The organism is Rhodococcus sp. NPDC004095, from assembly GCF_053604015.1.
The window spans coordinates 199,370-222,901 of sequence record NZ_JBSGGS010000002.1; the positions used below are offsets into that span (position 1 = coordinate 199,370).

Consider the following 23,532-nt stretch of genomic DNA (forward strand, 5'->3'; position numbering starts at 1 on the left):
GATTGGTCACAATTGGATCGTGAGCACTGCCGGCTACTTCGTCAGGGTCGATGACCACCGCTACCGCCCGACCGCGCTGACCGGAGGGGCGTGGACCGAGGCGGAACAGCACATCAGCCCGCTGAACGGGCTGATCGTGCACGCGATCGACCGCTTCGTCGCGGCCCGTGGAGCCGACGACCTGGAGATCGCACGGATCAGCATCGACATCCTCGGCGTGCTGGCGATCGAGGACTTCGACATCGCCGTCGAGGTGCTGCGCCCGGGTCGCACCATCGAACTCCTCGAGGCCACCGTGACCGCCGCCGGACGGCCCGCGGTCCGGGCCCGGGTGTGGCGAATGGCGACGTCGGACACCGCCGTGGTGGCGGGAGGCCCCTCGCAGGCATTGACCCCGCCGGAGGAACTGCCGACCTGGCCGATGTCGGACCTGTGGCCGGGCGGATTCATCGCCTCCCTCGACGTGCGGACGGTCGGGGCGCCGCGGCCCGGCCGCACCACGGCCTGGATCTCCACGTCGACGGCGCTCGTCGCCGACGAACCGGTCGGGGCGCTGGCGCGCTACGTCGCGCTCGTCGACACCGCCAACGGGATCGCGGTGCGCCAGCCGCCCACCGAATGGATGTTCCCGAACCTGGACCTGACCATCCACTTCGCCCGGCAGCCGCGCGGGGACTGGGTCGGCCTCGACACCACCGTCACCTTCGGGCCCGACGGGCACGGGCTCACGTCCAGCGTCCTGCACGACCGGCACGGCCCGATCGGGCAGGCCAACCAGATCCTCACCGTCCGCGCGCTCGGTTGAGTCGGCGGCCGCCGGGCGGCACGGTTCGGGTGCGGGGCGGCCGCGGCTGCGTGATGATGGGTGACGGCCCGATACGCACGCGGCCGCTCCGGCCGCACCCGGACAGTCGAGGTATGCGATGACCGACAGTTGGATCCATTCGCGCGATCCGTTCGACGACATCTTCAACCGATTCTTCGGTTCCGGATCCGCGCCCCGATCACCCGTGCAGCGCGTCGACCTGGGGCGGCTGCTGAACGACGACGCGAAACAGCTTGTCGCACTGGCCCGTCAGGCCGCCGACGACTGGGGGAACCCGGAGATCACGCCCGAGCACCTGCTCTATGCCGCGACCCTGGCCGACCCGACCCGCGGGGTGATCAGCGGACTGAACCTGGACCCGGACACGGTGGCCGAGCAGATGCAGGCCGCGATCGGGAAGGGCGACGGCACGGGGGACGGACAGATCACGCTGAGCCCGGCGGCCAAGCTGGCGCTGCGCACCGCGCAACGCGAGGCGGGGCAGGCCGGGATCAGCTACATCGGCCCCGAACACATCCTGTTCGGGATCGCGTCGAACCCGGAGAGCCCGGCGGCGCGCGCGCTGGCCGGCGCCAAGCTCGAGGCCGCCACGGCCGGGGCGCAGGCGCAGAGCACCACCCCGACCCTCGACGAGTACGGCCGCGACCTGACCGCCGAGGCGCGGGAGGGACGGGTGGACCCGGTGGTCGGCCGCGCCGACGAGATCGCGCAGACCGTCGAGATCCTGTCCCGGCGCCGCAAGAACAATCCCGTGCTGATCGGCGATCCGGGAGTCGGCAAGACGGCCATCGTGGAGGGGCTCGCGCAGCGGATCGTCAACGCCGACGTGCCGTCCACCCTCGCCGACCGCCGGGTGATCGCGCTCGACGTCGGATCTCTGGTCGCGGGCAGCAAGTACCGCGGCGAGTTCGAGGAGCGGCTGACGAAGATCCTCGACGAGGTACGCGAGCACTCGGACGAGCTGATCGTGTTCATCGACGAGCTGCACACCATCGTCGGGGCCGGCGCGGGCGGCGAGGGGGCGATGGACGCGGGCAACCTGCTCAAGCCGGCCCTGGCCCGCGGCGACCTGCACGCGATCGGCGCCACCACCATCGACGAGTACCGCCGGTACATCGAGAAGGACGCCGCGCTCGAGCGGCGGTTCCAGCCGGTGATGGTCTCCGAACCGACCGTCGACGACACCATCGAGATCCTGCGCGGCCTGATCGACGTGTACGAGGAACACCACCAGGTGCACTACACCGACGAAGCGCTGGTCGCGGCCGCGGAACTGTCGGATCGCTACATCACCGACCGGTTCATGCCGGACAAGGCGATCGACCTGGTGGACCAGGCCGGTGCCCGGGTGCGGCTGCGCACCAAGACGCCGGACGCCGACACCCGGTCCGCCGAGGACGAACTCGCGCGGCTGCGGCGGGAGAAGGACTCCGCGGTGTCCGCCGAGGACTACGAGCGCGCGAACGAACTCAAGAAGCAGATCACCGAGCAGGAGGAGTCGCTCGGCGCGGCGGCGACCGGCGCGACCCCGGAGGTCGAGGTCGTCGACATCGCGGAGGTGATCTCCCGGCAGACCGGCATCCCGGTCGCGGACCTCACCAGCGAGGAACGCGCGCGACTGCTCAAGCTCGAGGAGGTGCTGCACGCCCGGGTGATCGGGCAGGAAGAGGCCGTCACCTCGGTCGCCGAGGCGGTGCGACGGGCCCGCGCCGGTCTCGCCGACCCGAACCGGCCCACCGGGTCGTTCCTGTTCCTCGGCCCGACCGGTGTCGGCAAGACCGAGCTGGCGAAGGCGCTCGCGGACGCGGTCTTCGGCGACGAGGACCGGATGATCCGATTCGACATGAGCGAGTTCCAGGAGAAACACACCGTCTCCCGGCTCGTCGGGGCCCCGCCCGGGTACGTCGGCTACGAGGAGGCCGGTCAGCTCACCGATCGGGTGCGCAGGCAGCCGTACTCGGTGATCCTGTTCGACGAGGTGGAGAAGGCGCACCCCGACGTCTTCAACATCCTGCTGCAGCTGCTCGACGACGGCCGGGTCACGGACGCGCAGGGCCGCACGGTGGACTTCAAGAACACCATCGTGATCATGACCAGCAACCTCGGCTCCGACCTGATCCTCGGCGCCGACAGCGACGATCTCGAGGCGCTGATGCCGCAGCTGATGGAACGCCTGCACGCGCACTTCCGGCCGGAGTTCCTCAACCGGATCGACGAGACCGTCGTCTTCCACCGCCTCGACAAGGAGCAGCTGCACCAGATCGTCGGGCTCATCCTGGACCGGACGCGGCGGCTGCTGCGCGCCCAGGACGTCGAACTCGACATCACCGACGGCGCGGTCGACTGGCTCGTCGACACCGGTTTCGAACCGCGTTTCGGTGCCCGGCCGCTGCGGCGGACCGTGCAGAAGGAACTGGACAACAAACTGTCCAACCTGTTGCTTGGCGGGGCCGTTTCCGGCGGCGACACCGTGCGAGTGGACGTCGACGAGGCCGGACTGATCCTCGAACGGGTCGCGCCCGACGGCACCGAGGGGACGGTGGACGTGGCGCCCGGGGACTGACCCCCGACACCTGGGTCCCCGACACCCGGGTACGGGTGCCGCCGGAACTCGGGTAGTCCACTACTCGTTTCCACCGCCACGTCCGCCGATAGCGTCGAGACGACCCAGCGGCCGTGGCCAGGGAGGCGAAGTCATGCGGGAGAACAATCCTGTCCCGAAGATGTCCGGATGCGCCGGTACCGACGGTCCCGATCGCGGCGGACCGGCACCGGGGGTCGCTCCCCGAAAGAACATCGTCATCTGTCTCGACGGCACCGGCAATCGCATCCGCGCCTCCGGGAACACCAACGTGATCAGGCTGTTCCGGGCGCTCGAGAACACCGCGGGCCGGCAGATCGTGTACTACGACCCCGGCGTCGGCACCTTCTCGTCCGCCGGCGCATGGACCGCGATCGGGCGGTGGTGGTCTCGCATGCTCGGACTGGCTTTCGGTGTCGGGGTGAAAACCAACCTGGCGGAGGCCTACACCTTCCTGATGAACCACTGGGAACCCGGTGACCGGATCTACCTGTTCGGGTTCAGCCGGGGTGCGTTCACGGCGCGGGCGCTGGCCGGGATGCTGCACCGGATCGGCATTCCCCGGCCGTCGTCCGAGAATTTGGTGCAGTATGCGATCGCTGCATACTCGCGTCGCCGCGCCTGGACCGTCGACGACCGCGAGGAGGCCAAGGAGTTCTCCAGTACCGTCTGTCGAGCAGTCGACGGCGCGGGCAAGGGCCGCTTCTCGGTTCCCGTCCACTACCTCGGGGTGTGGGACACGGTCAGTGCGCCAGGGATATTCCGGCGGGCCCTGCGGTTCGAGAGCACCCGGCGCCTGAAGAACGTGCGGGCCGGCCGCCACGCCGTCTCGCTCGAGGAGAAGCGCCGTCCGTACCGGCTGTACCGGGTCGACAATCCCCGGATCGACGAGGTGTGGTTCTCGGGTGTGCACTCGGACGTCGGCGGCGGCTTCTCCGACGACCACAGGCTCGCCGACATCTCGCTGATGTGGATGCTGGACGGTGCGTACCGTCACGGCCTGCTCCTGCGTGAGCGGCACGAGCTACGCGAACTGCCCACCGTGACTGCCGGTGACGCCGTCGGCAAGGTGCACCGGATGTCGTGGTTGTGGGCATTCGTGGGGCGCGGCAGCCGCAAGCCGGGTCCGGGTGCACGGGTTCACGACAGCGTGCGGCTCCGGCGCGAGGAGAGGCCGGACGAGAAATGCGTGCGGTTGCAGGAGCCGGTCTGGGTGGACCCGGGCTGGTGCGGGCCACATGTCTACGGGCACGCCCGGACGCCCAGCCCGGTCGGTCAGTACGCCTCGCCGAACGGAGGCAGGCGTGCCGGCAGGGCCCGCGCCGCGTCGAGCCGTGCTGCGCATCGGGGCTGAGGTGGTTCGCGCGCACGGGTTGCGCTGACAGGCCGGGACGCGAGGTCACGCGCGGTGTCCGCCCTGTCGGCCCAGCTTCGGTCGAACTGGATCACTGAATCGACCCGGAGCGGTGATCGCGCGGTGGCGTAGTGTTCGGGGCGTCGGAACTGGAGGTGCCGGGGTCGATGCGATCCGACGGGGATTCCTGGGACATCGTGAGCGGTGTGGGCCGCACCGCGTTGGGTGTGGCGACCTTTCGCGCGCTGGAGACCGAGCGCCCGGACAACCTGATCACCGACGAGTACGCGCGCGGGTTCGTCGAGGCCGCCGGCGACCCGCACTTCACCGGACTGCTGGCAGACCCGTCGCCGCTGCAGGATCTGCCGTTCTTCTTCCCCGGATTCATGGGCCTTCGGACGAAGTTCTTCGACGAGCACTTCCTGTCGGCCGCGGCCGGCGGGGTGGTGCAAGCGGTGATCCTGGCCGCCGGGCTCGACGCCCGGGCGTACCGCCTCGACTGGCCGGCGGGGACGGCGGTGTTCGAGGTCGATCAGCCGAAGGTCCTCGAATTCAAGGCCGAGGTGCTCGGCGCACACGGCGCCCGGCCGAAGGCCGATCGGCGGCCGGTCGCCGTCGACCTCCGCGACGACTGGCCCACCGCGCTCGTCGCCGCCGGTTTCGACTCGGAACGTCCGACCGCATGGTCGGCCGAGGGGTTGCTGCCCTACCTGCCGGGCCCGGCGCACGACGCCCTGTTCACCCGGATCGACGAGTTGTCGGCCGCGGGCAGCCGCATCGCCGTCGACGGCTTCGGTGGAAGCGCCGACATTCGTCGGTTCATTGCATTGCGGGACAAGTACTTCGGCAACTCGGCATTCGGCGGAATCGACGTCGCGCAGTTGTTCTACGACGACGAGCGTGCCGATCCGGCGCAGTGGTTGACCGATCGCGGCTGGACGGTGCGGCGATCGACCCCCGTCGACCTGGCCGCGACATACGGCGTGCAGGTACCCGAACTGCCCGACGACCTGGCCGATCTGGCGCGGACCTCGGCCTACCTGGTGGGCGGGAAGTAGGCTGCGCCGGCGCGAACCGATTACTTTGGCCGACCGGACGAGTCTCAACTCCCGTATCACCATCATCGGACAACGAGGGAGCACAGTGAACCAGCTATTGCGAGTCCAGAACTTCAACGTCTCGAGCGACGGGATCGCCGCCGGGGAGAATCAGAGCTTCGAGAGCCCGTTCGGCTTCGACCACGGCCCCATGTTCGCCTGGGCCGGTGCGACGGCCAGCTGGCCCAACCGCACCGACCCCGGCGGCAGCCGCGGCCTCGACGACTACTTCACCCGAGACTTCGCCAACAACATCGGCGCCGAGATCATGGGCCGCAACAAGTTCGGGCCCCAACGCGGACCCTGGCACGATCTCGAATGGCTCGGCTGGTGGGGCGACGAGCCGCCGTTCCACACCCCGGTGTTCGTGATGACCCATCACAAGCGCCCCTCGTTCGCGCTCTCGGACACCACGTTCCACTTCGTCGACGGCGACCCGGCCACCGTCCTCGAGCAGGCCCGCACGGCGGCGCAGGGCAAGGACGTCCGGCTCGGCGGCGGCGTCACCACCATCCGGCAGTTCCTCGACGCCGACCTCGTCGACACCATGCACGTGGCCGTTTCGCCGTTCGAGCTCGGGTCCGGACTGAAACTCTGGGAGACACCGGAGGAGCTGACCGACCGGTTCCACCTCGAGATCGTGCCCAGCCCGAGCGGCGTGACGCACCACCTGTTCTGGAGAAAGTGACTCGCGCGCAGGGGGTGCTCACCGGTCAGGGGCGGGGTTGTCCGGCGCCCACGCACGACGTCACCGCTGCGACCCGTGCGGTCCGCACCGCCGTCCACAGCGGTCGCAGGGTGTCGTCCCGGGCGCTGGCGCCGGTCGCGGTCTGCGCCCGGCCCGAGGACTCGCCGGCGACAGTGAGGATCGCCGCGACCTGATCGGCGGTGTCGAGGATCCGCAGCGCCCGTGCAGACGTGCCGTCCGGTGTCGTGTGCCGCGAGAGGTCCGCCAGTGCATCCGCGATCCGCGCCCGGGGATCGCCCTGCCCGGGATCGAACCCGCCGTGCATCGACGCGAGCGCGTCGGCGGCGTCCCGGACCGCCTCCCGCAACGCGTACTCCGCCTCGCCGAGACCGAACTGCTCGACCGGACGCGGAATCTCGGGGACCGAGTACACCGTCCACCGCAACACGTCCGGGCCCTCGACGGTCGGCACCACCCCGATTCCCGGGGATCCGGGCGCACCGATCATCACGCCCTGGCCTGCGGCCAGCGCCGCCGCGGCGAACTCGGTTCGGGCGGGCAGCCCGCGGACGTCGCCCGCGGCGGGCAGCACGAGAATCGGCGCCGCCCCGGGATCGGCGGTGGTGACCGCTCGCACCGCGCGCAGCAGTGTCACCGGACCCGCGTCGGTGGGATCGGGCCACGGCAGATCCCACTGCAGCGCGACCTCGGCGTCCGCGGAGGCGATCAGGTGCATCGGGGCCCACGCCCGGACGGCGTCGATCGCGTCGTCGGGTGAACTCGCGCCGGCGAGCCACGCGGCGGACCAGAGAGTGAAGCTGATGCTGGGGCAGGACACGGTAGTCAAGCTTAGGACGGTGCGGCGCGCAGTGGCACTAGCCTGGTCGGTCGTGAGTGGACGCGACATGTACGGCGGGAACATCTTCGACGGGCACACCCGGCGGCGGGCCCGCGAGTACCCGAAGGTGCCCGCCGACCGTGGCCTGGTCGTCGAGGACGCCGCCACCGGATGGTGCGGTGCGGTGGTCGGCATGGAGAAGACCTACGACGGCGACTACGTCCGCCTCGAGGACGGCCGTAAGCAGACCCGGCTGTTCGCGATGCGCGAGGCCGCGTTCCTGATCGACGGCAAACCGGTCACCCTGACCCGGCCGACCGCGAAGAAGCCGGCCGCCGCCACCCGCTCGGCGTCCGGTTCGACCCGCGTCGAGGGATTGAAGGCCCGCACCGCGCTGCCCAGCCGGATCTGGGTGGAGGGCGTGCACGACGCCGCGATCGTGGAACGGGTCTGGGGTCACGACCTCCGGGTCGAGGGAGTCGTCGTCGAGCAGCTCGAAGGTCTCGACAACCTGCCCGAGCGGCTGGCCGAGTTCGGTCCCGGCTCGGGCCGCAAGGTCGGGGTCCTCGCCGATCACCTGGTCGAGGGGTCGAAGGAGACCGCACTGACCCGGGGCCTCGGCCCGTACGTCATGGTCACCGGGCATCCCTACATCGACGTGTGGGAGGCGGTGCGCCCGAAGGCGGTCGGCATCGACGCCTGGCCGAAGATCCCCCGGGGGCAGGACTGGAAGACCGGGGTGTGCCGCGAACTCGGTTGGGGCACACCACAGGACGGCTGGCGTCGGGTGTACGGCGCGGTGTCCTCGTTCCGGGACCTGGAGGCCCCGCTGATCGGCGCGGTCGAGCGGCTGGTCGACTTCGTGACTGTCGACTGATCCCGCTCGCGCGCACCGCCGCCGCGGGCATCCGGGTGGTTAGATGGTGGCGTGGCGGCAGTGATCTGGTTGGTTGCGGGTGTCCTGCTCGCCGCCGCGGAAGCGGCGACGGGCGACTTCTTCCTGCTCATGCTCGCCGGCGGTGCGCTCGCCACGGCCGGGGTGAGCGCCGTGACGGACTTTCCGGTGTGGATCGACGCCGTGATCTTCGCGCTGGTGTCGCTGGTCCTGATCCTCGGTGTCCGGCCGGCCCTGCTGCGGCGATTCGCGACGCCACCGGTGTTGCCGACCAACACGGCCGCCCTGCCGGGCAAGCACGCGCTGGTGCTCGAAGAGGTGTCCGAGCATCAGGGCCAGGTGAAACTGGGCGGTGAGGTGTGGACCGCCCGCCCGCTCGACCACACCGAGGTGTATCCGCCGGGTACCACCGTCACGGTCATGGAGATCGACGGCGCGACCGCCGTCGTGTGGCGGGGACCGTAGACACCGGGATCTGCAGGCACTCTGTACGGACAAACGCAGGAGGGGATTGGGGATGGCAGCACTGATCGTGCTGGCGGTGATCGTTGTACTCGTGGTGATCGTGGTGGCGAAGTCCGTCGCGCTGGTGCCGCAGGCCGAGGCCGCGGTGATCGAGCGTCTCGGCCGCTACCAGCGCACGGTGTCCGGACAGCTGACGCTGCTGGTGCCGTTCGTCGACAAGATCCGCGCGAAGGTCGACCTGCGGGAACGGGTGGTCTCGTTCCCGCCGCAGCCGGTGATCACCCAGGACAACCTGACGCTCAACATCGACACCGTCGTGTACTTCCAGGTGACGAACCCGCAGGCCGCGGTGTACGAGATCAACAACTACATCGTCGGTGTCGAGCAGCTCACCACCACCACGCTGCGCAACGTGGTCGGCGGGATGACCCTGGAGGAGACGCTGACCTCCCGCGACTCGATCAACGGCCAGCTGCGCGGGGTGCTCGACGAGGCCACCGGCCGGTGGGGTCTGCGGGTGGCGCGGGTGGAGCTCAAGAGCATCGATCCGCCGCCGTCGATCCAGGAGTCGATGGAGAAGCAGATGAAGGCGGACCGCGAGAAGCGCGCGATGATCCTCACCGCCGAGGGCAGCCGCGAGTCCGCGATCAAGACCGCCGAGGGCGCCAAGCAGAGCCAGATCCTGGCGGCCGAGGGCGCCAAGCAGGCCGCCATCCTGACCGCCGAGGGCGAGCGGCAGTCCCGGATCCTGCGCGCGCAGGGTGAACGCGCCGCGAAGTACCTGCAGGCGCAGGGGCAGGCGAAGGCGATCGAGAAGGTGTTCGCCGCCATCAAGTCCGGCAAGCCGACACCGGAACTGCTTGCCTACCAATACCTTCAGACCCTTCCGCAGATGGCGCAGGGTGATGCGAACAAGGTGTGGCTGGTGCCGAGCGACTTCGGCGACGCGCTCAAGGGTTTCGCGAAGACCCTCGGCGCGCCCGGCGAGGACGGGGTGTTCCGCTACGAGCCCAGCGCCGAGGAACCGGTCGCGCCGGTGGACGACTCCGACGAGGTCGCGGACTGGTTCGAGTCCAAGACGGACCCGTCGGTCGCGAAGGCCGTCGCGGCCGCGGAAGCCGTGGCGCGCACGCCGGTCGAGACGTCGCTGATCCCCGAGCACGAGCTGCCCGGCGCACCCGGCCAGCACACGTTGCCGACACCGCCGCTGCCGGAGGGGGAGCAGCAGCTCTAGGCGAGCAGCGGCCTGGGCCAGGGCCGGTCAAGGTTCACGGATCGACTGGATTTGTTCCGGTTCCGGGGCGTGACGAGCGCAGCTCGTCGAGGGTCTGCTCCGGACCGGCGGGCACGCCGAGCCGGGCATCGATCACGAGCCCGACGACCCCGACCCCGAGGCAGAGCGCCGACACCGCGAGCAGCGCGGGGGAGGTCCCGCCCCCGATCGCGTCGCCGAGCACCACCACGCCGATCGTGCCGGGGATGATGCCGACGATCGTCGCCAGGATGTACGGAACGAACCGGATCGACGACAACGCCGCGCAGTAGTTCGTGATCGAGAACGGCATCGGAGCGATCAGCCGCAGCGATCCGACCGCGAGCCAGCCGCGCCGGGCCAGCCGGTCGTCGATCTTCTGCACCGCCGGATGGGTCAGGCGGGCGGCGACCACGTCCCGGCCGAGCGCACGCACGAGCACCAGCGCGATCGCCGCGCTCACCGTCGTCGCGGCGATCGCGATCAGGATCCCGGTGACGGCGCCGAACAGGACGCCCGCGGCGAGGGTGAACACGGTGCGGGGGACCGGGGCGACCGTCACGATCGCGTGCACCGCGAAGAACGCCAGCGGAAACGCCGGGCCCAGCGAGTCGGACCATTCGCGCATCTGGTCGATCGACGGATGCGGCACGAACAGAGCGACCGCGGCCAGTGCCGCGAGCACCACGATCAGGCCGATGGCCTTCGGGCTGCGCAGCCGGCGGACCGCCGCCGTCAGCACGACGCCGAGGCGTCGGTGTCGCGCCGGTCCGTGGCGGGGGCTCCGGCGGCACGCCGACAGGTGACGGTGGCGACGGAGCAATCGCGGCCGGCGTGGTCGCGGACGGTGACCCGGACCACCGACACCCGCCGGCCCGCCCGCATCACCTCGGCGTCGAACACCGTCGGCCCGTCGAGCGGCACCGGGCGGAAGAAGTTGGCCCGGAGTGCCGCGGTCCGCATCGAAGGCCCGGCGGCGATGCTGCCCGCCAGGTCGAGCGCGCAGGTCTGGATTCCGCCGTGCATCATGCCGAGCACGTTCGACAGCGCCGGGTTCACGGGCACCGTCAGCCGGGACCCGGTTCCGGTCTCCTCGATCCGGCCGCCGAGAAGGTCGAGCGGCGGCGCCGACGGGCCGTCGGCCATCGGTTCGGGTGCGGTCGCGGTGAGCACCGGACGGTTCTCGCTGACGCCGTCGACGAACGATCCCCACAGGGTTCCGGTCGCGATCAGGGTCCCCGCCGAATCGACGACGCGGGTCGAGCTGAGGCCACCGTCCTCGTCGAGGGTCTCCACCCGCGCCTCCGACGCCAGGTGGGGCCCGCGCCAGCCCGTGGTCGGGGCGAAGTCGACGGACAGGGCGGCACTGACGAGTCCGGCCCGGTCGCCGCGCCGGTGGTACAGGGTGAACCCGAGAATGTCGTCGAGCAGAACGCCGAGGGCGGCGGTGGAGTCCGGGAACCCGGCTCCGAGTGTCATGGACGACCGGTTGACGTGACCGTCCCGGACCGGCCTGCTCACCCCGAACAAGGCCTGCGGGGTCTCGTGCAGATCGGTCGCAATGGTCATGCGGTGAGGTTACCGAAGGGTAGGTGGTCCAGCGGAAAGGGCCCGACGGCACCGGGCTAGCATCACAGGCGGAATGACCATGTCCGAATACCGAGAGGAAGCTGACACCGTGTCACAAGCTCCAGTGCCACGCGCTTCACAGACCGAGGAAGCTGCCCGCGACTACGCGGCGTGGCAGCAAGCGGTGGCTGCGGTGCTCGCGAAGGCCCGCAAGGTCGACGTTTCCGAGCTGCCGGCCGACCCGGAACACCTCCTCGACACCACCACGTACGACGGTGTCACCGTCACCCCGCTGTACACCCGGCGCGAGGAAACCCCCGAGGCCCCGCTGCCCGGTGTGTTCCCGTTCGTCCGTGGTCGCGACGCGCACCGCGACGTGAACAGCGGCTGGAAGGTCAGCGCCGCGTTCGGCGCGGGCGAGAACGATCCGAAGCTGGTCAACGAGGCCGTCCTCGACGGACTCGAGAACGGTGTCAGCGCGATCTGGCTGAGTGTCGGCGGCGCCGGGCTGTCCGCCGACACCCTCGGTGTCGCGCTGGACGGCGTGCTGCTCGACCTCGCGCCGCTGACGCTGGACGCGGGCGCCGACGTCGCCGCGGTCGCCGAACGGCTCTACGCGCTGATCGACGAGCGCGCCGCCGCCGGTGACGGCGTCGCCGACCGGTCCGCGATCACCGTCGGCCTCGGCGCCTCCCCGCTCACCGACGGGTTCGCCGGTACCGACGGTGTCGACCTCGCTGCGGCGGTCGCGCTCGCCGCCGCCGCCACGGCGCGCCCCGAGACCGTCCGCGCGATCACCGTGGACGGCACCGCCTTCCACAACGCCGGTGCCTCGGACGCCGAGGAGCTCGGCGCCGCCGTCGCGGCCGGACTCGAATACCTTCGTGCGCTTGCCGGATCGGACGTCACGATCTCGAAGGCGTTGGGGCAGATCGAGTTCCGCTTCGCCGCCACCGACGACCAGTTCCAGACCATCGCCAAGCTCCGTGCCGGCCGCCGCCTGTGGGCGCGCGTCGCGCAGGTGTGCGGCGCCGGCGAGTTCGGTGGCGCCCCGCAGCACGCGGTGACCTCCGCCGCGATGATGGCGCAGCGCGACCCCTGGGTGAACATGCTGCGCACCACCCTCGCGGCCTTCGGTGCCGGTGTCGGCGGCGCCGACGCGGTGACGGTGCTGCCGTTCGACGTAGCGGTGCCCGAGGGCACCCTCGACACCTCCAAGTCGTTCGCCGCCCGCATCGCCCGCAACACGCAGTTGCTGCTGCTCGAGGAGTCGAACCTCGGCCGCGTGCTCGATCCGGGCGCCGGCTCCTGGTACGTCGAGGACCTCACCGAGCAGGTCGCGGCCAAGGCGTGGGAGTTCGTCCAGCAGATCGAGGCCGCAGGCGGGTACACCGCCGCGCTCGAGTCCGGCGTGATCGCCGACCGCATCGGTGCCACCCGGGCCAAGCGCGACTCCGACATCGCACACCGCAAGACCGCGGTCACCGGTGTCAACGAGTTCCCGAACCTCGCCGAGGCCCCGCTGGCCGAGGGCCCCGCACCGCTCGAGGGCGTCGCCCGCTACGGCGCGGCCTTCGAGGCGCTGCGCGACCGCTCCGACCGGTTCCTCGCCGAGCGCGGCCACCGGCCCAAGGTGCTGCTCGCGGCGCTCGGCCCGGTCGCCGAGCACAACGGCCGCACCACGTTCGCCGCGAACCTGCTCGCCTCCGGCGGCATCGAGGCGGTGAACCCCGGCACCCTCGATCTGGCGACCGTCGCCGGGGTCGTGGCGGAGTCCGAGACCACCATCGCGGTGCTCTGCGGCACCGACAAGCGGTACGGCACCGACGGGGTGCCCGCGGTCGACGCGTTGCGCGCCGCAGGCATCGAGACCGTCCTGCTGGCCGGACCGGAGAAGACGTTCGCCGACGCGCAGGGCGCGGACCGGCCGGACGGCTTCCTGACCGCTCGTATTGACGCAGTGTCGGCCCTGACCGGTCTGCTCGACACCCTGGGAGCGAAATGAGCATCAAGCACACGATCGGCAGCTTCGCCGACGTGCCGCTGACCGACCCGGACTTCCCGGCGCCCGCGGCGCCGACCGCGGCCGACGTCACCGCGCACATCGAGGAAGCGGCACAGGCGAACAACTACGAGGCCGACCAGGTGGTCTGGTCGACGCCCGAGGGCATCGACGTCAAGCCGGTGTACACGAAGGCCGACCGGGACGCCGCCGAGGCGTCGGGCTACCCGCTCGACAGCTTCCCGGGTGCCGCTCCGTTCCTGCGTGGGCCGTACCCCACGATGTACGTCAACCAGCCGTGGACGATCCGTCAGTACGCCGGCTTCTCCACCGCCGCCGAGTCCAACGCCTTCTACCGGCGCAACCTTGCGTCCGGCCAGAAGGGCCTGTCGGTCGCGTTCGACCTCGCGACGCACCGCGGCTACGACTCGGACCACCCGCGCGTGCAGGGTGACGTCGGCATGGCCGGTGTCGCGATCGACTCGATCCTCGACATGCGGCAGCTCTTCGACGGCATCGACCTTTCGCAGGTGTCGGTGTCGATGACCATGAACGGCGCGGTGCTGCCGATCCTGGCGCTGTACGTCGTCGCCGCGGAGGAGCAGGGCGTCACGCCCGAGCAGCTGGCCGGAACCATTCAGAACGACATTCTGAAGGAGTTCATGGTCCGCAACACCTACATCTACCCGCCGAAGCCGTCGATGCGGATCATCTCGGACATCTTCGCCTACACCAGCGCGAAGATGCCGAAGTTCAACTCGATCTCCATCTCCGGCTATCACATCCAGGAAGCCGGTGCGACCGCCGACCTGGAGCTGGCGTACACCCTCGCCGACGGTGTGGAGTACATCCGCGCCGGACTCGACGCGGGCATGGACATCGACAAGTTCGCGCCGCGACTGTCGTTCTTCTGGGCGATCGGCATGAACTTCTTCATGGAGGTCGCCAAGCTGCGCGCCGGGCGTCTGCTGTGGAGCGAGCTGGTCGCGAAGTTCGACCCGAAGAGCGCCAAGTCGCTGTCGCTGCGCACCCACTCGCAGACCTCCGGCTGGTCGCTGACCGCGCAGGACGTGTTCAACAACGTCGCGCGCACCTGCGTCGAGGCGATGGCCGCGACCCAGGGCCACACCCAGTCGCTGCACACCAACGCGCTCGACGAGGCGATCGCGCTGCCGACCGACTTCTCGGCCCGCATCGCGCGCAACACCCAGCTGCTGCTGCAGCAGGAGTCCGGCACCACCCGGCCGATCGACCCGTGGGGCGGCTCGCACTACGTCGAGTGGCTCACCAACGAGCTGGCCAACCGGGCACGCGCACACATCGCGGAGGTCGAGGAGGCCGGCGGTATGGCGCAGGCCATTTCCGAGGGCATCCCGAAGCTGCGCATCGAGGAGGCCGCGGCCCGCACCCAGGCCCGCATCGACTCGGGTCGGCAGCCGCTGATCGGCGTCAACAAGTACGTGCCGGACGAGCCGGACAGCATCGAGGTGCTCAAGGTCGACAACACCAAGGTGCGTGCCGAGCAGCTGGCGAAGCTGCAGCAGCTGCGCACCGATCGGGACGAGGCGGCCACGCAGGCCGCGCTCGCCGAGCTGACCCGCGCCGCCGCCGCGACCGAGGGCGGCATGGAGAACAACCTGCTCGCCCTGGCCGTCAACGCGGCCCGCGCCAAGGCCACCGTCGGGGAGATCTCCGACGCGCTGGAGAAGGTGTACGGGCGCCACCAGGCCGAGATCCGGACCATCAGCGGGGTGTACCGGGACGAGGCCGGAAAGTCGGAGAACATTTCCACCGCAACCGAACTCGTCGAGAAGTTCGCGGAGGCCGAGGGTCGCCGTCCGCGAATCCTCGTCGCGAAGATGGGTCAGGACGGTCACGACCGAGGCCAGAAGGTGATCTCCACCGGGTTCGCCGACCTCGGATTCGACGTCGACGTGGGACCGCTGTTCCAGACCCCCGAGGAGGTCGCCCAGCAGGCGGCCGACGCCGACGTGCACATCGTCGGTGTCTCCTCCCTCGCCGCAGGCCACCTCACCCTGGTGCCTGCGCTGCGGGAGGCACTCGCGGAGGTCGGCCGCCCCGACATCATGGTCGTGGTCGGCGGCGTCATCCCGCCCGGTGACTTCGACGAGCTGTACGAGGCGGGCGCCGCGGCGATCTTCCCGCCCGGTACGGTCCTCGCGGACGCGGCGGTCGGGCTGCTGACCAAGCTGTCGGATCAGTTGGGACACTGATCGGATTGGCGCCGGTTAAGCGTCCACCGCTGGACTTGACCGCCCTCGGCGATGCGGTGCTGGCGGGCCGGCGGGGGGAGATCGCGAAGGCGATCACCCTCGTCGAGTCCACCCGCACCGACCACCGGGAGCAGGCGCAGCAGCTGCTGCTGCGCCTGCTCCCGCACGCCGGTGGCGCCATCCGTGTCGGCATCACCGGTGTTCCCGGGGTCGGCAAGTCCACCACCATCGAGGCCCTCGGGATGTACCTGATCTCGTTGGGGCACAAGGTCGCCGTCCTCGCGGTCGACCCGTCGTCCACGCGGACCGGCGGCTCGATCCTCGGCGACAAGACCCGGATGCAGAACCTGTCGGTCGAGCCGAACGCGTTCATCCGGCCGTCGCCGACATCGGGCACGCTGGGCGGTGTCGCGAAGGCGACCCGCGAGACGATGGTGCTGATCGAGGCCGCCGGCTACGACGTGATCCTCGTCGAGACCGTCGGCGTCGGGCAGTCCGAGGTGACGGTCGCGAACATGGTCGACACGTTCACCTTCCTTACCCTGGCCCGCACCGGGGACCAGTTGCAGGGCATCAAGAAGGGCGTTCTCGAACTCGCGGACATCGTCACCGTCAACAAGGCCGACGGCAAGCACGAGCGGGAGGCCAAGGCCGCGGCCCGCGAGCTGGCCGGGGCGCTGCGGCTGATCTACCCGCACGACGCGCTGTGGAAGCCCCCTGTGCTGACGATGAGCGCACTCGAGAACGTCGGCGTCGACAAGTTCTGGGACGAGGTGCTGCGGCACCGGAAGGTCCTCGGCGACGCGGGCGAACTCGAACGCAAACGCCACCAGCAGCAGGTGGACTGGACGTGGTCGATGGTCCACGACCAGCTGCTGCGCCGCCTCGACACCGATCCGGCCGTCAAGGCCATCCGCGGCGACGTGGAACAGCAGGTGCGGGACGGGTCGTTGACCGCTGCCCTCGCCGCGCACCGCATCCTCGAGGCGTTCGACAAGTAGGCGCCGGAGGCACCCGTGAGTACTTCCGGCCCGCACCCGGGCCTGGAGTACTCACGGGCGTGCCAGCGCGGTTTCGATCAGGTCGTGGCCGAGGTCGAAGCGGATGCCGTCCGGGTTCGTGAGACCCGGTCCGCGGTACCAGGATTCGTCCGCCTCCGGGTGCGGGCCGACCAGTCCGACGCGGCCGTTGCCGTACGGCGTGACCAGCGCGGCAACCCTGTCGTTGGGATAGCGGGCCAGGACCGTGGCTCCGACGGCGGAGAAGTCGTCATCGGCGACCCGAAACGTCGCGCCGTCCTGGAAGTACATGTGGCGCCGCTGATCCCGCCAGGTCACCTCGACGATCGCGTCCTCGGTGTCGTCGACGGTCGCGCCGTCCGTGCCGATGTACTGCCGCACCCGGCCGGGGAACAGGCCGTACCCGGGGTCTCCTCCCGCCAGATAGGCTCCGAGACAGAACCCGAGATAGGTGCCGCCGCCGGACACCCAGTCCCGGAGCGCAGGCGCGTACGAGCGGGTGTGCCGCCAGGCGGACTTCAGCGTTCCGCCGCCCGGTTGCGCATACACCACCGCACCGGCGAGGGATTCGGCGGTGACGTCGATGTTCTCGTCGGGGCCCGCGTACACCGGCCGCAGCGGGGTCGGTGCCGACTCGAGCAGGCTCGCCACCGACTCCGCGCACCCCGAACAGGTCGCGGGACCCCGGTAGACGAGGGCGACCGGGCGGTCGTCCTCGAGCCAGCGGGGCAGGGTCACGGCGGCGGTCGCGCCGACCGCGCCGACACCGACCGCGCCGAGCAGCAGCCGGCGCCGGCTGACGGGGCTCACGACTGCGCCTGCCGGGCACTGGCACGCGCTTCGACGATGCGCCGGACCCGGGTGGTGATCGACCGGACGAGACCCTCCAGCGGTCCGCGGCCGGCCGTGGCCCGCCACGCGACCGCGGCGACCGCCATGACGAGCAGCTGGCGCAGGTAGCCGTCCCACGGTCCGTACACGTCGAAGTCGGAATTGACGAACATGATGTGCCCGACGTACGCGGTGAGCGACATGGTCCCGATCGCGACGACCGGGGCCGTGACGATCCGAACGACGCGCAGCGCCGCGCCTCCGACGTGGAACAGCAGCAGACACAACCCCAGCACCAGCAGGGAACTGCCGGTCGTGGACATCAGGTCGAAGGTGGTTCCGGTGTGCGGTGCCGACACCGTCAGCCACCACCCCGAATCGGTCGGCACCCAGCCGTCGGACCCGAACGCGAGGATTTCGTCGACGATGTCGGCGCCGGACGCCTCGACGAGACGGTCCAGGCCCTCGAACGGGTGCAGGAACATCCACGAGATCACCGACGCCGCGAGCACGAGCGCCGCCCCGATTCCGGCGAGAGTGGCGGCAATGCGCGGCGACCGCAGGTCGAGCCGCCCGATCACGAGGCCGGCGCAGACGTACGTCATCCACACCAGGGCGGGGAACTCGCCGGTGAACAGCAGGTCCGCGACCGTGGCGAAGGGTTTGTGCAGCAATGTCTCCCACGACAGCTGGCGGGTGAGGCCCTCGGACAGGTGTGGGCGCACCAGCTGGCTCACGACCGGCATCAGCAGCGCGTTCGCCGCCCCGATCACCGCGACGGCGCGGGTGCTCAGGAAGATCAGCGGGATCGCGAGCAGGAACATCACGCCGTAGTAGCCCAGGATCACCACCCCGTAGTCGATGTTCGTGTAGCCGAGGGTGAGGCCGATCGCCCCGATCACGGCGGCGCGGGCGGCGATGCCGGCGGACATGCCGTACGCGCGCGGGCCGGGACGTTGCCGGGCGCGTCCGGACAGGAAGGCGATCGACACGCCGGCCAGCACGGCGAAGATCGCCGCGGCGTGTCCCGCCGAGATCCGGTAGATCAGCGTCGGCTGGTCGTCGTCGCCGTAGGGGATCAGCGAGTGCACGGCCACCATCCCGATGACGGCGATGCCGCGGGCGAGGTCGACACCGGTCAGCCGGTACGGACGGGTGCGACGTGTCTCGGCGGCGGTCGTGGTCTGGGTGCTCATCGGGTCATCACCGCATCGATCAGGTCGAGGCCGGCGGCGGTGCCGACGTCGGCGGGGGTGGGCAGTCCGGAATCGGTGAACCAGGCGGCGTCCGCTTCGGGGTGGGGGCCGACGACTCCCACGCGGCCTTCGCCGAAACGGGCGGTCAGGGCGGCGACCTCGCCGTTCGCGTACGCGGCGAGCACGTGCATCCCGGGAGGGAAATGGGGCGGCAGTGCGAAGGTCGGCCCGTCCTGGAAGTACATCGGCTGGGGTCGTCCCCGCCAGCGCACGTCGACGACTCTGGCCTCGGTGCCGGGAACCTCGGACCGTGCCGTGGCGATGTACTGGTCGGTGTCGCCGGGCAGCAGGTCGAAACCGGGGGTGGCGCCGGCGAGGTAGCCGCCGAGGCAGAACCCGAGGTACCGGCCCCCGCCGCGGACGTAGTCCCGGACGACGGGACGGTGCCGGCGCATGCGGCGCCAGGCCGGGACCAGCTCGTCGCCGCCGGGCTGGGCGTACACGGCCGCGCACCCGAGGACCTCCGGGGTGAGGTGGAGGTACTCGCGCGGGCCGACGTAGTGCACGTCGAAGTTCCAGCGACTCCGCTGCAGGAGCGCGGCAACCGACTCGGCGCTGCCGGGCAGGGTGGCGCCGCGGCCGCGGTACACGAGGGCGAGGGGGCGGTGCCGGGAGTACCTCACGCGGGCACCGCCTGTGCCGGAATGCCTTCCCAGCGGGTGTCGGCGGGCAGTTCGTCGCCCTTCATCAGCAGCGACAGCGCTCCGAGTTCGGCGTGCGGCCCGACGATCGCGTCGTAGAGCACCACCGCGCGGGTGCCGACGGTCGCTCCGGCGCCGACGGTGACCGTCGACATCTTCATCACTCGGTCCTCGAAGAGATGGGTCTGCAGCGACACCCCGGCGCCGATCTCCGCGTCGTCCCCGACCCGCACGAGGTCGAACTCGGTGAGGTAGGTGGTGCCGATCCACACCCGCTTGCCCATCCCGGCCCCGAACCAGCGCAGGATCATCGGCAGGAAGGGGGTCCCGGTGAGCTGGTTGAGCAGCACCGGCACGGCGGCGGATTCGTACATGCCGGTCGCGAACTCGGAGCGGCGGACGAACTTGGCCCAGAGCGGCTCCACCCGCGGACGGTAGGTGCCGACCAGGTTGCTCTTCACCGCCGCGGCGAAGAGCACCACGCCGAGCGCGGTCAGCAGGGCGAGCCCGGGCGCGGCCAGGATGGTCCAGGTCAGGGTGCTGCTGCGGGCGATCAGCGACAGGCCGAGCAGGTAGAAGTACAGGCTGACGCCGATCACCGTGGGCGGCAGCACGATCCGGAAGAACTCGATCCACCACCGGTGCGCGACGACGGAACTGCTGGGCGCGAACGTCTCCTCCTCGGAGTACTCGCCACTGTCCTGCCGGGCGGGCAGGTAGAACGCCGGGTTCCCCAGCCACGACGTGTCGGGCGGCACGCCCTCCGCGGGCGGCACGGTGAGCACGCCGACGAGGGAGCCGTCACCCGTGCGCATGCCACTGGGCAGGACCGCGGCGTTGCCGATGAACGCCCGGGTGCCGACCTCGGTGGGTGCGAACGTCATCCGGCCGTTGCAGTACGTGCTGCCGCCGAGACTGGCCATGTCGGCGACGAAGCTCTCCTCGCCGATGGTGAGCAGGTCGGGGTCGATGTGCGAGACGGTGGAGACCTCGGCGCCGCGACCGACCCGGGCACCGAGGACGCGCAGCCACGGCACGGTGTACAGCGTCGCGTACAGCGTGTTCGTGTAGAGCAGGCTCATCTCGAACAGTTTGTCGGTGACCCACTTCTTGACGCCGAGGGTCGACGCGGCGGGGAAGGTGCCGACCGGTAGCGACGGCAGGATCAGCTTCTTGCCGAGCGCGACCACCGCGCACACGCTCGCCACGTAGACCGCGCCGGATGCCAGAGTGGCGAGCAGTGACGCGATCATGCCGTATTCGAGCAGCACCGCCCACACCAGCACGAGGCTGGGCACGATGGTCGCGATGGCCAGTGCCTCGAGGGTGACGACGCCGAAGGCGGTCAGCAGCAACGTCATCGGGGCCCAGCCGGGCGCGGGCTCGTCGGCGGCCATCGCCTCGACCCGCGGGTCGAGGGTGCGGACGCGCTGCGGCGGCGATCCGGTCCACCGTGTGCCGGGCGGGAGCGAGGCGCCGTCGGCGAGCACCGACTGGTCGCCGAGCATCGCTCCGTCACCGACGGCGGCCCCCGGGTCCAGGACGCAGTTGGCGGCGACGTAGGCATGGTCGCCGACCGAGATCGGGGCGACGACCACCTCGCCGCCGGCCACCCGCCACGGCCGGATGTCGGTGTTGGTCCCGATCGACGCGCCGGCGCCGATGTCCACGAGCGCAGGGAACGAGACGATGGACGTCCCGATGTGGGTGTCGGAGCCCACCCGCGCTCCCAGCGCGCGCAGGAACGGGGCCATCAGCGGTGACCCGCTGAGCACCGGCATCGGCGCCAGCATCATCAGGTGGTCGACCATCCACAGCCGCAGATAGGTTGCGCCCCAGAGCCGGTAGCGGCCGGGTCGGATGCCGGCGGACAGCGGTCTGATCGCGATGACGGGCAGCACCCAGCGCACGCCGAGATAGGAGGGGATGGTTGCGATCAGCAGGTCGACGAGCGCGTCGAACGACGGCTGGCCGTCGTGCGCCCGGTAGACGATGGAGACCGGGATGGTGACGACCAGCAGCACCACCAGGACGAACAGTGCCTGGACCGTGCCGGCGCGGCGGACGGCGGCGTTGCCGATCGGTTCGCGGCCGGCGCGTTCGACAGGCGGGATCGGGGGTGGGGGACCGCCTCCCGCCGCGTGCGGGCCCACGCCCGGTGGTAGGGCCCCGGCCATCGCGCGGATCGTGGGATTCGCGTACACGTCCCGGATGCCGGCGCTCGGATGCAGTCCGCTCTCTCGCAACCGGGTGACCAGTTGCGCGGCGGCGAGGGAGTGGCCACCGAGTTCGGTGAAGAAGTCGGCTTCGACGGACACCTCGCCGGCAGGAAGGCCGAGCAGGTCGGCCCACAGTCCACGCAGGTCGTGTTCGACGTCGGTACCCGCGGCGACGACCGGGCCACTGGGGCCCGACAGCCGGCGCCCGGTCGGCGCGGGCAGGCGAGGGCGGTCGACCTTGCCGCTGGGCATCATGGGCAGCTCGTCGACGATGTCGATGAACGTCGGGACCATGTAGTCGGGCAGTCGCCGGGAGGTTTCCGCGTCGAGCCGTGCGAGGAGGGCGTCGACGGCCAGGGGGCCCGCGTCCGTGCCCGGCATCAGCACCACCCAGGAGGCGAGCTGCTCGACGTCGGCGACCGTCACCAGCGACACCACGGCGCTGGCGACGTCCTCGTCGACGAGGAGCACGCTCTCGATCTCACCGAGATCGACTCGGTGACCGCGGATCTTGACCTCGCTGTCCGCGCGGCCGAGATACTCGATCTCGCCGTACTCGGTCCAGCGCGCGAGGTCACCGGTCCGGTAGATCCGGCCGGCGATGCCGCTCTCCGGAAGGTCGAGAAACTTGTCCGCCGTCAGATCGGGGCGCCCGATGTAGCCGCGTGCGACCCCGGGGCCGCCGATGCAGAGCTCACCGACCTCGCCGTCCGGGACGACGCGTCGGCCCTCGTCGAGGATGACGCACGAATAGGTCGGCAGCGGGACACCGATCGTGACCGGCCGGCCGGGAACCAGCTCGCACCAGGTGGCGGTGACGGTGGCCTCGGTGGGGCCGTACGTGTTCAGGATCCGGCGCCCCGGGCGGCCCCACCGCTCGACGAGTTCGCGGGGGCATGCCTCGCCGCCGACGAGAATGTTGCGCAGCAGTGGTAATTCGCGCGGAATCGTCGCGAGCAGCGTCGGAACGCAGTAGAGCACCGTGACGCCGTTGCCTTCGAGGAAGTCCGCCAGTTCACCGCCGAGGCGACCGGCGCCGGTCGGCCCGGCGACCAGGGTGGCGCCCACCGCCCACGTCGGCCAGATCTCCTCGATGGAGAAGTCGAAGGAGATCGTCATGCCCTGGTAGACGCGGTCGGTCGGTTGCACGTCGTAGACGGTGGGCACGATGTCGAGGAAGTTGCAGATGCTGGACTGCGCGACCTCCACACCCTTCGGTCGCCCCGTCGAACCCGATGTGTAGATGATGTAGGCGGCCGGATCGCGGTGTGCCACCTCGAAAGTCGGGCGGGTGACCGGCTGGGTGGCGATCAGGTCCGCCTCGCCGTCGATCTCCGTCCACGGGACGCCGAGCGGTTCGAGAAGGCCGGCGAACGACGCGCTGGTCAGGACGAGGTCGACGCCCGCGTCATGGGTGATGTAGTCGACGCGGTCGGCGGGGGAGGCCGGGTCGATCGGGACGAACGCGGCGCCCGCCTTGAGCACGGCGAGCAGGGCGACATAGGTGTGCGGTGAACGCTCGAGCAGGATCGCGACCCGTGCGCCGACGCCCGCGCCCACGTTGATCAGGTGGTGCGCCAGCTGGTTCGCTCGCCATTCGAGATCGGCGTAGGTGAATGCGGCTTCCTCACAGAGGAGGGCGGTCGCGTGCGGGGTCCGGTCACAGGCCGTTTCGAAGACGTGCTCGAGGCGGCGCGGCCGGGTACCGGTGCCGTGAGTGTGGTCCGCTGACGGGTGCGTCTGCGCGCCTGACATCGACATCCTT

Annotated in this window: 18 protein-coding genes; 11 read left to right on the forward strand and 7 right to left on the reverse strand. The window is 70.6% G+C overall.

Translation table 11 applies throughout. The annotated features are described in order from the left end of the window. Positions 1 to 19 precede the first annotated feature (19 nt). From ACWEPG_RS04145 to ACWEPG_RS04165, 5 genes are all read left to right on the forward strand, one after another. A complete protein-coding gene (locus tag ACWEPG_RS04145) occupies positions 20 to 805 on the forward strand; it encodes a thioesterase family protein (protein WP_452593946.1) in 786 nt (261 codons plus the stop codon). A 118-nt stretch (positions 806 to 923) separates the two neighbouring features. Further along, positions 924 to 3,389, forward strand: a complete 2,466-nt coding sequence (locus ACWEPG_RS04150) for an ATP-dependent Clp protease ATP-binding subunit (protein ID WP_450113761.1) — start codon at positions 924 to 926, stop codon at positions 3,387 to 3,389. Positions 3,390 to 3,522: 133 nt separating this feature from the next. Continuing rightward, positions 3,523 to 4,761 (forward strand): DUF2235 domain-containing protein, encoded by a 1,239-nt coding sequence (locus tag ACWEPG_RS04155; protein WP_452593947.1) that lies wholly within the window; start codon positions 3,523 to 3,525, stop codon positions 4,759 to 4,761. Between the two features lie 167 nt (positions 4,762 to 4,928). Then, on the forward strand, positions 4,929 to 5,819 hold the full coding sequence (locus ACWEPG_RS04160; protein WP_452593948.1) for a class I SAM-dependent methyltransferase: 891 nt from the start codon (positions 4,929 to 4,931) through the stop codon (positions 5,817 to 5,819). 85 nt (positions 5,820 to 5,904) lie between these two features. Next, positions 5,905 to 6,546 carry a dihydrofolate reductase family protein gene (locus tag ACWEPG_RS04165; protein WP_452593949.1) on the forward strand — a complete coding sequence of 214 codons (642 nt, stop codon included), beginning with the start codon at positions 5,905 to 5,907 and terminating at the stop codon, positions 6,544 to 6,546. A 25-nt stretch (positions 6,547 to 6,571) separates the two neighbouring features. On the opposite strand, the gene ACWEPG_RS04170 is transcribed toward ACWEPG_RS04165, so the two are convergent. Beyond that, entirely contained in the window at positions 6,572 to 7,384 is an 813-nt protein-coding gene (locus tag ACWEPG_RS04170) for a hypothetical protein (RefSeq protein ID WP_450113757.1), read from the reverse strand. 52 nt (positions 7,385 to 7,436) lie between these two features. Between ACWEPG_RS04170 and ACWEPG_RS04175 the strand changes: the two genes are divergently transcribed. From ACWEPG_RS04175 to ACWEPG_RS04185, 3 genes are read left to right on the forward strand one after another with little or no spacing between them, the layout of a single operon-like run. After that, the gene (locus ACWEPG_RS04175; RefSeq protein ID WP_452593950.1) at positions 7,437 to 8,261 is read left to right on the forward strand and encodes a DUF3097 domain-containing protein; all 825 of its coding nucleotides are present in this window, start codon (positions 7,437 to 7,439) and stop codon (positions 8,259 to 8,261) included. Between the two features lie 51 nt (positions 8,262 to 8,312). Beyond that, a complete protein-coding gene (locus tag ACWEPG_RS04180; RefSeq protein WP_450113755.1) occupies positions 8,313 to 8,744 on the forward strand; it encodes an NfeD family protein in 432 nt (143 codons plus the stop codon). Between the two features lie 52 nt (positions 8,745 to 8,796). Further along, positions 8,797 to 9,978: an SPFH domain-containing protein gene (locus ACWEPG_RS04185; RefSeq protein WP_450113754.1), complete on the forward strand. Its 1,182-nt coding sequence runs from the start codon at positions 8,797 to 8,799 to the stop codon at positions 9,976 to 9,978. A gap of 34 nt (positions 9,979 to 10,012) precedes the next feature. On the opposite strand, the gene ACWEPG_RS04190 is transcribed toward ACWEPG_RS04185, so the two are convergent. Both ACWEPG_RS04190 and ACWEPG_RS04195 read right to left on the reverse strand, forming a co-directional pair. Further along, the gene (locus ACWEPG_RS04190) at positions 10,013 to 10,738 is read right to left on the reverse strand and encodes a TVP38/TMEM64 family protein (RefSeq protein WP_452593951.1); all 726 of its coding nucleotides are present in this window, start codon (positions 10,736 to 10,738) and stop codon (positions 10,013 to 10,015) included. Continuing rightward, on the reverse strand, positions 10,732 to 11,565 hold the full coding sequence (locus ACWEPG_RS04195) for a PaaI family thioesterase (protein WP_452593952.1): 834 nt from the start codon (positions 11,563 to 11,565) through the stop codon (positions 10,732 to 10,734). The genes ACWEPG_RS04190 and ACWEPG_RS04195 overlap by 7 nt, the downstream gene beginning before the upstream one ends. Positions 11,566 to 11,689: 124 nt before the next feature. Here ACWEPG_RS04195 and ACWEPG_RS04200 point away from each other — a divergent pair, with 124 nt between their 5' ends. From ACWEPG_RS04200 to meaB, 3 genes are read left to right on the forward strand one after another with little or no spacing between them, the layout of a single operon-like run. Further along, entirely contained in the window at positions 11,690 to 13,570 is a 1,881-nt protein-coding gene (locus ACWEPG_RS04200) for a methylmalonyl-CoA mutase family protein (protein ID WP_452593953.1), read from the forward strand. Next, positions 13,567 to 15,801 (forward strand): methylmalonyl-CoA mutase, encoded by a 2,235-nt coding sequence (gene scpA, locus ACWEPG_RS04205; protein ID WP_450113750.1) that lies wholly within the window; start codon positions 13,567 to 13,569, stop codon positions 15,799 to 15,801. The genes ACWEPG_RS04200 and scpA overlap by 4 nt, the downstream gene beginning before the upstream one ends. Before the next feature lie 5 nt (positions 15,802 to 15,806). Next, entirely contained in the window at positions 15,807 to 16,802 is a 996-nt protein-coding gene (gene meaB / locus ACWEPG_RS04210; protein ID WP_450135306.1) for a methylmalonyl Co-A mutase-associated GTPase MeaB, read from the forward strand. A gap of 51 nt (positions 16,803 to 16,853) precedes the next feature. On the opposite strand, the gene ACWEPG_RS04215 is transcribed toward meaB, so the two are convergent. The 4 genes from ACWEPG_RS04215 to ACWEPG_RS04230 are packed head-to-tail and all read right to left on the reverse strand — an operon-like array spanning position 16,854 to position 23,522. Continuing rightward, positions 16,854 to 17,630 (reverse strand): BPL-N domain-containing protein, encoded by a 777-nt coding sequence (locus tag ACWEPG_RS04215; RefSeq protein WP_452593954.1) that lies wholly within the window; start codon positions 17,628 to 17,630, stop codon positions 16,854 to 16,856. Next, a complete protein-coding gene (locus ACWEPG_RS04220; protein WP_452593955.1) occupies positions 17,627 to 18,847 on the reverse strand; it encodes a heparan-alpha-glucosaminide N-acetyltransferase domain-containing protein in 1,221 nt (406 codons plus the stop codon). The genes ACWEPG_RS04215 and ACWEPG_RS04220 overlap by 4 nt, the downstream gene beginning before the upstream one ends. Continuing rightward, positions 18,844 to 19,530, reverse strand: a complete 687-nt coding sequence (locus ACWEPG_RS04225) for a BPL-N domain-containing protein (RefSeq protein WP_450113745.1) — start codon at positions 19,528 to 19,530, stop codon at positions 18,844 to 18,846. The genes ACWEPG_RS04220 and ACWEPG_RS04225 overlap by 4 nt, the downstream gene beginning before the upstream one ends. Beyond that, the gene (locus ACWEPG_RS04230; RefSeq protein ID WP_452593956.1) at positions 19,527 to 23,522 is read right to left on the reverse strand and encodes a Pls/PosA family non-ribosomal peptide synthetase; all 3,996 of its coding nucleotides are present in this window, start codon (positions 23,520 to 23,522) and stop codon (positions 19,527 to 19,529) included. The genes ACWEPG_RS04225 and ACWEPG_RS04230 overlap by 4 nt, the downstream gene beginning before the upstream one ends. Positions 23,523 to 23,532: the final 10 nt, after the last annotated feature.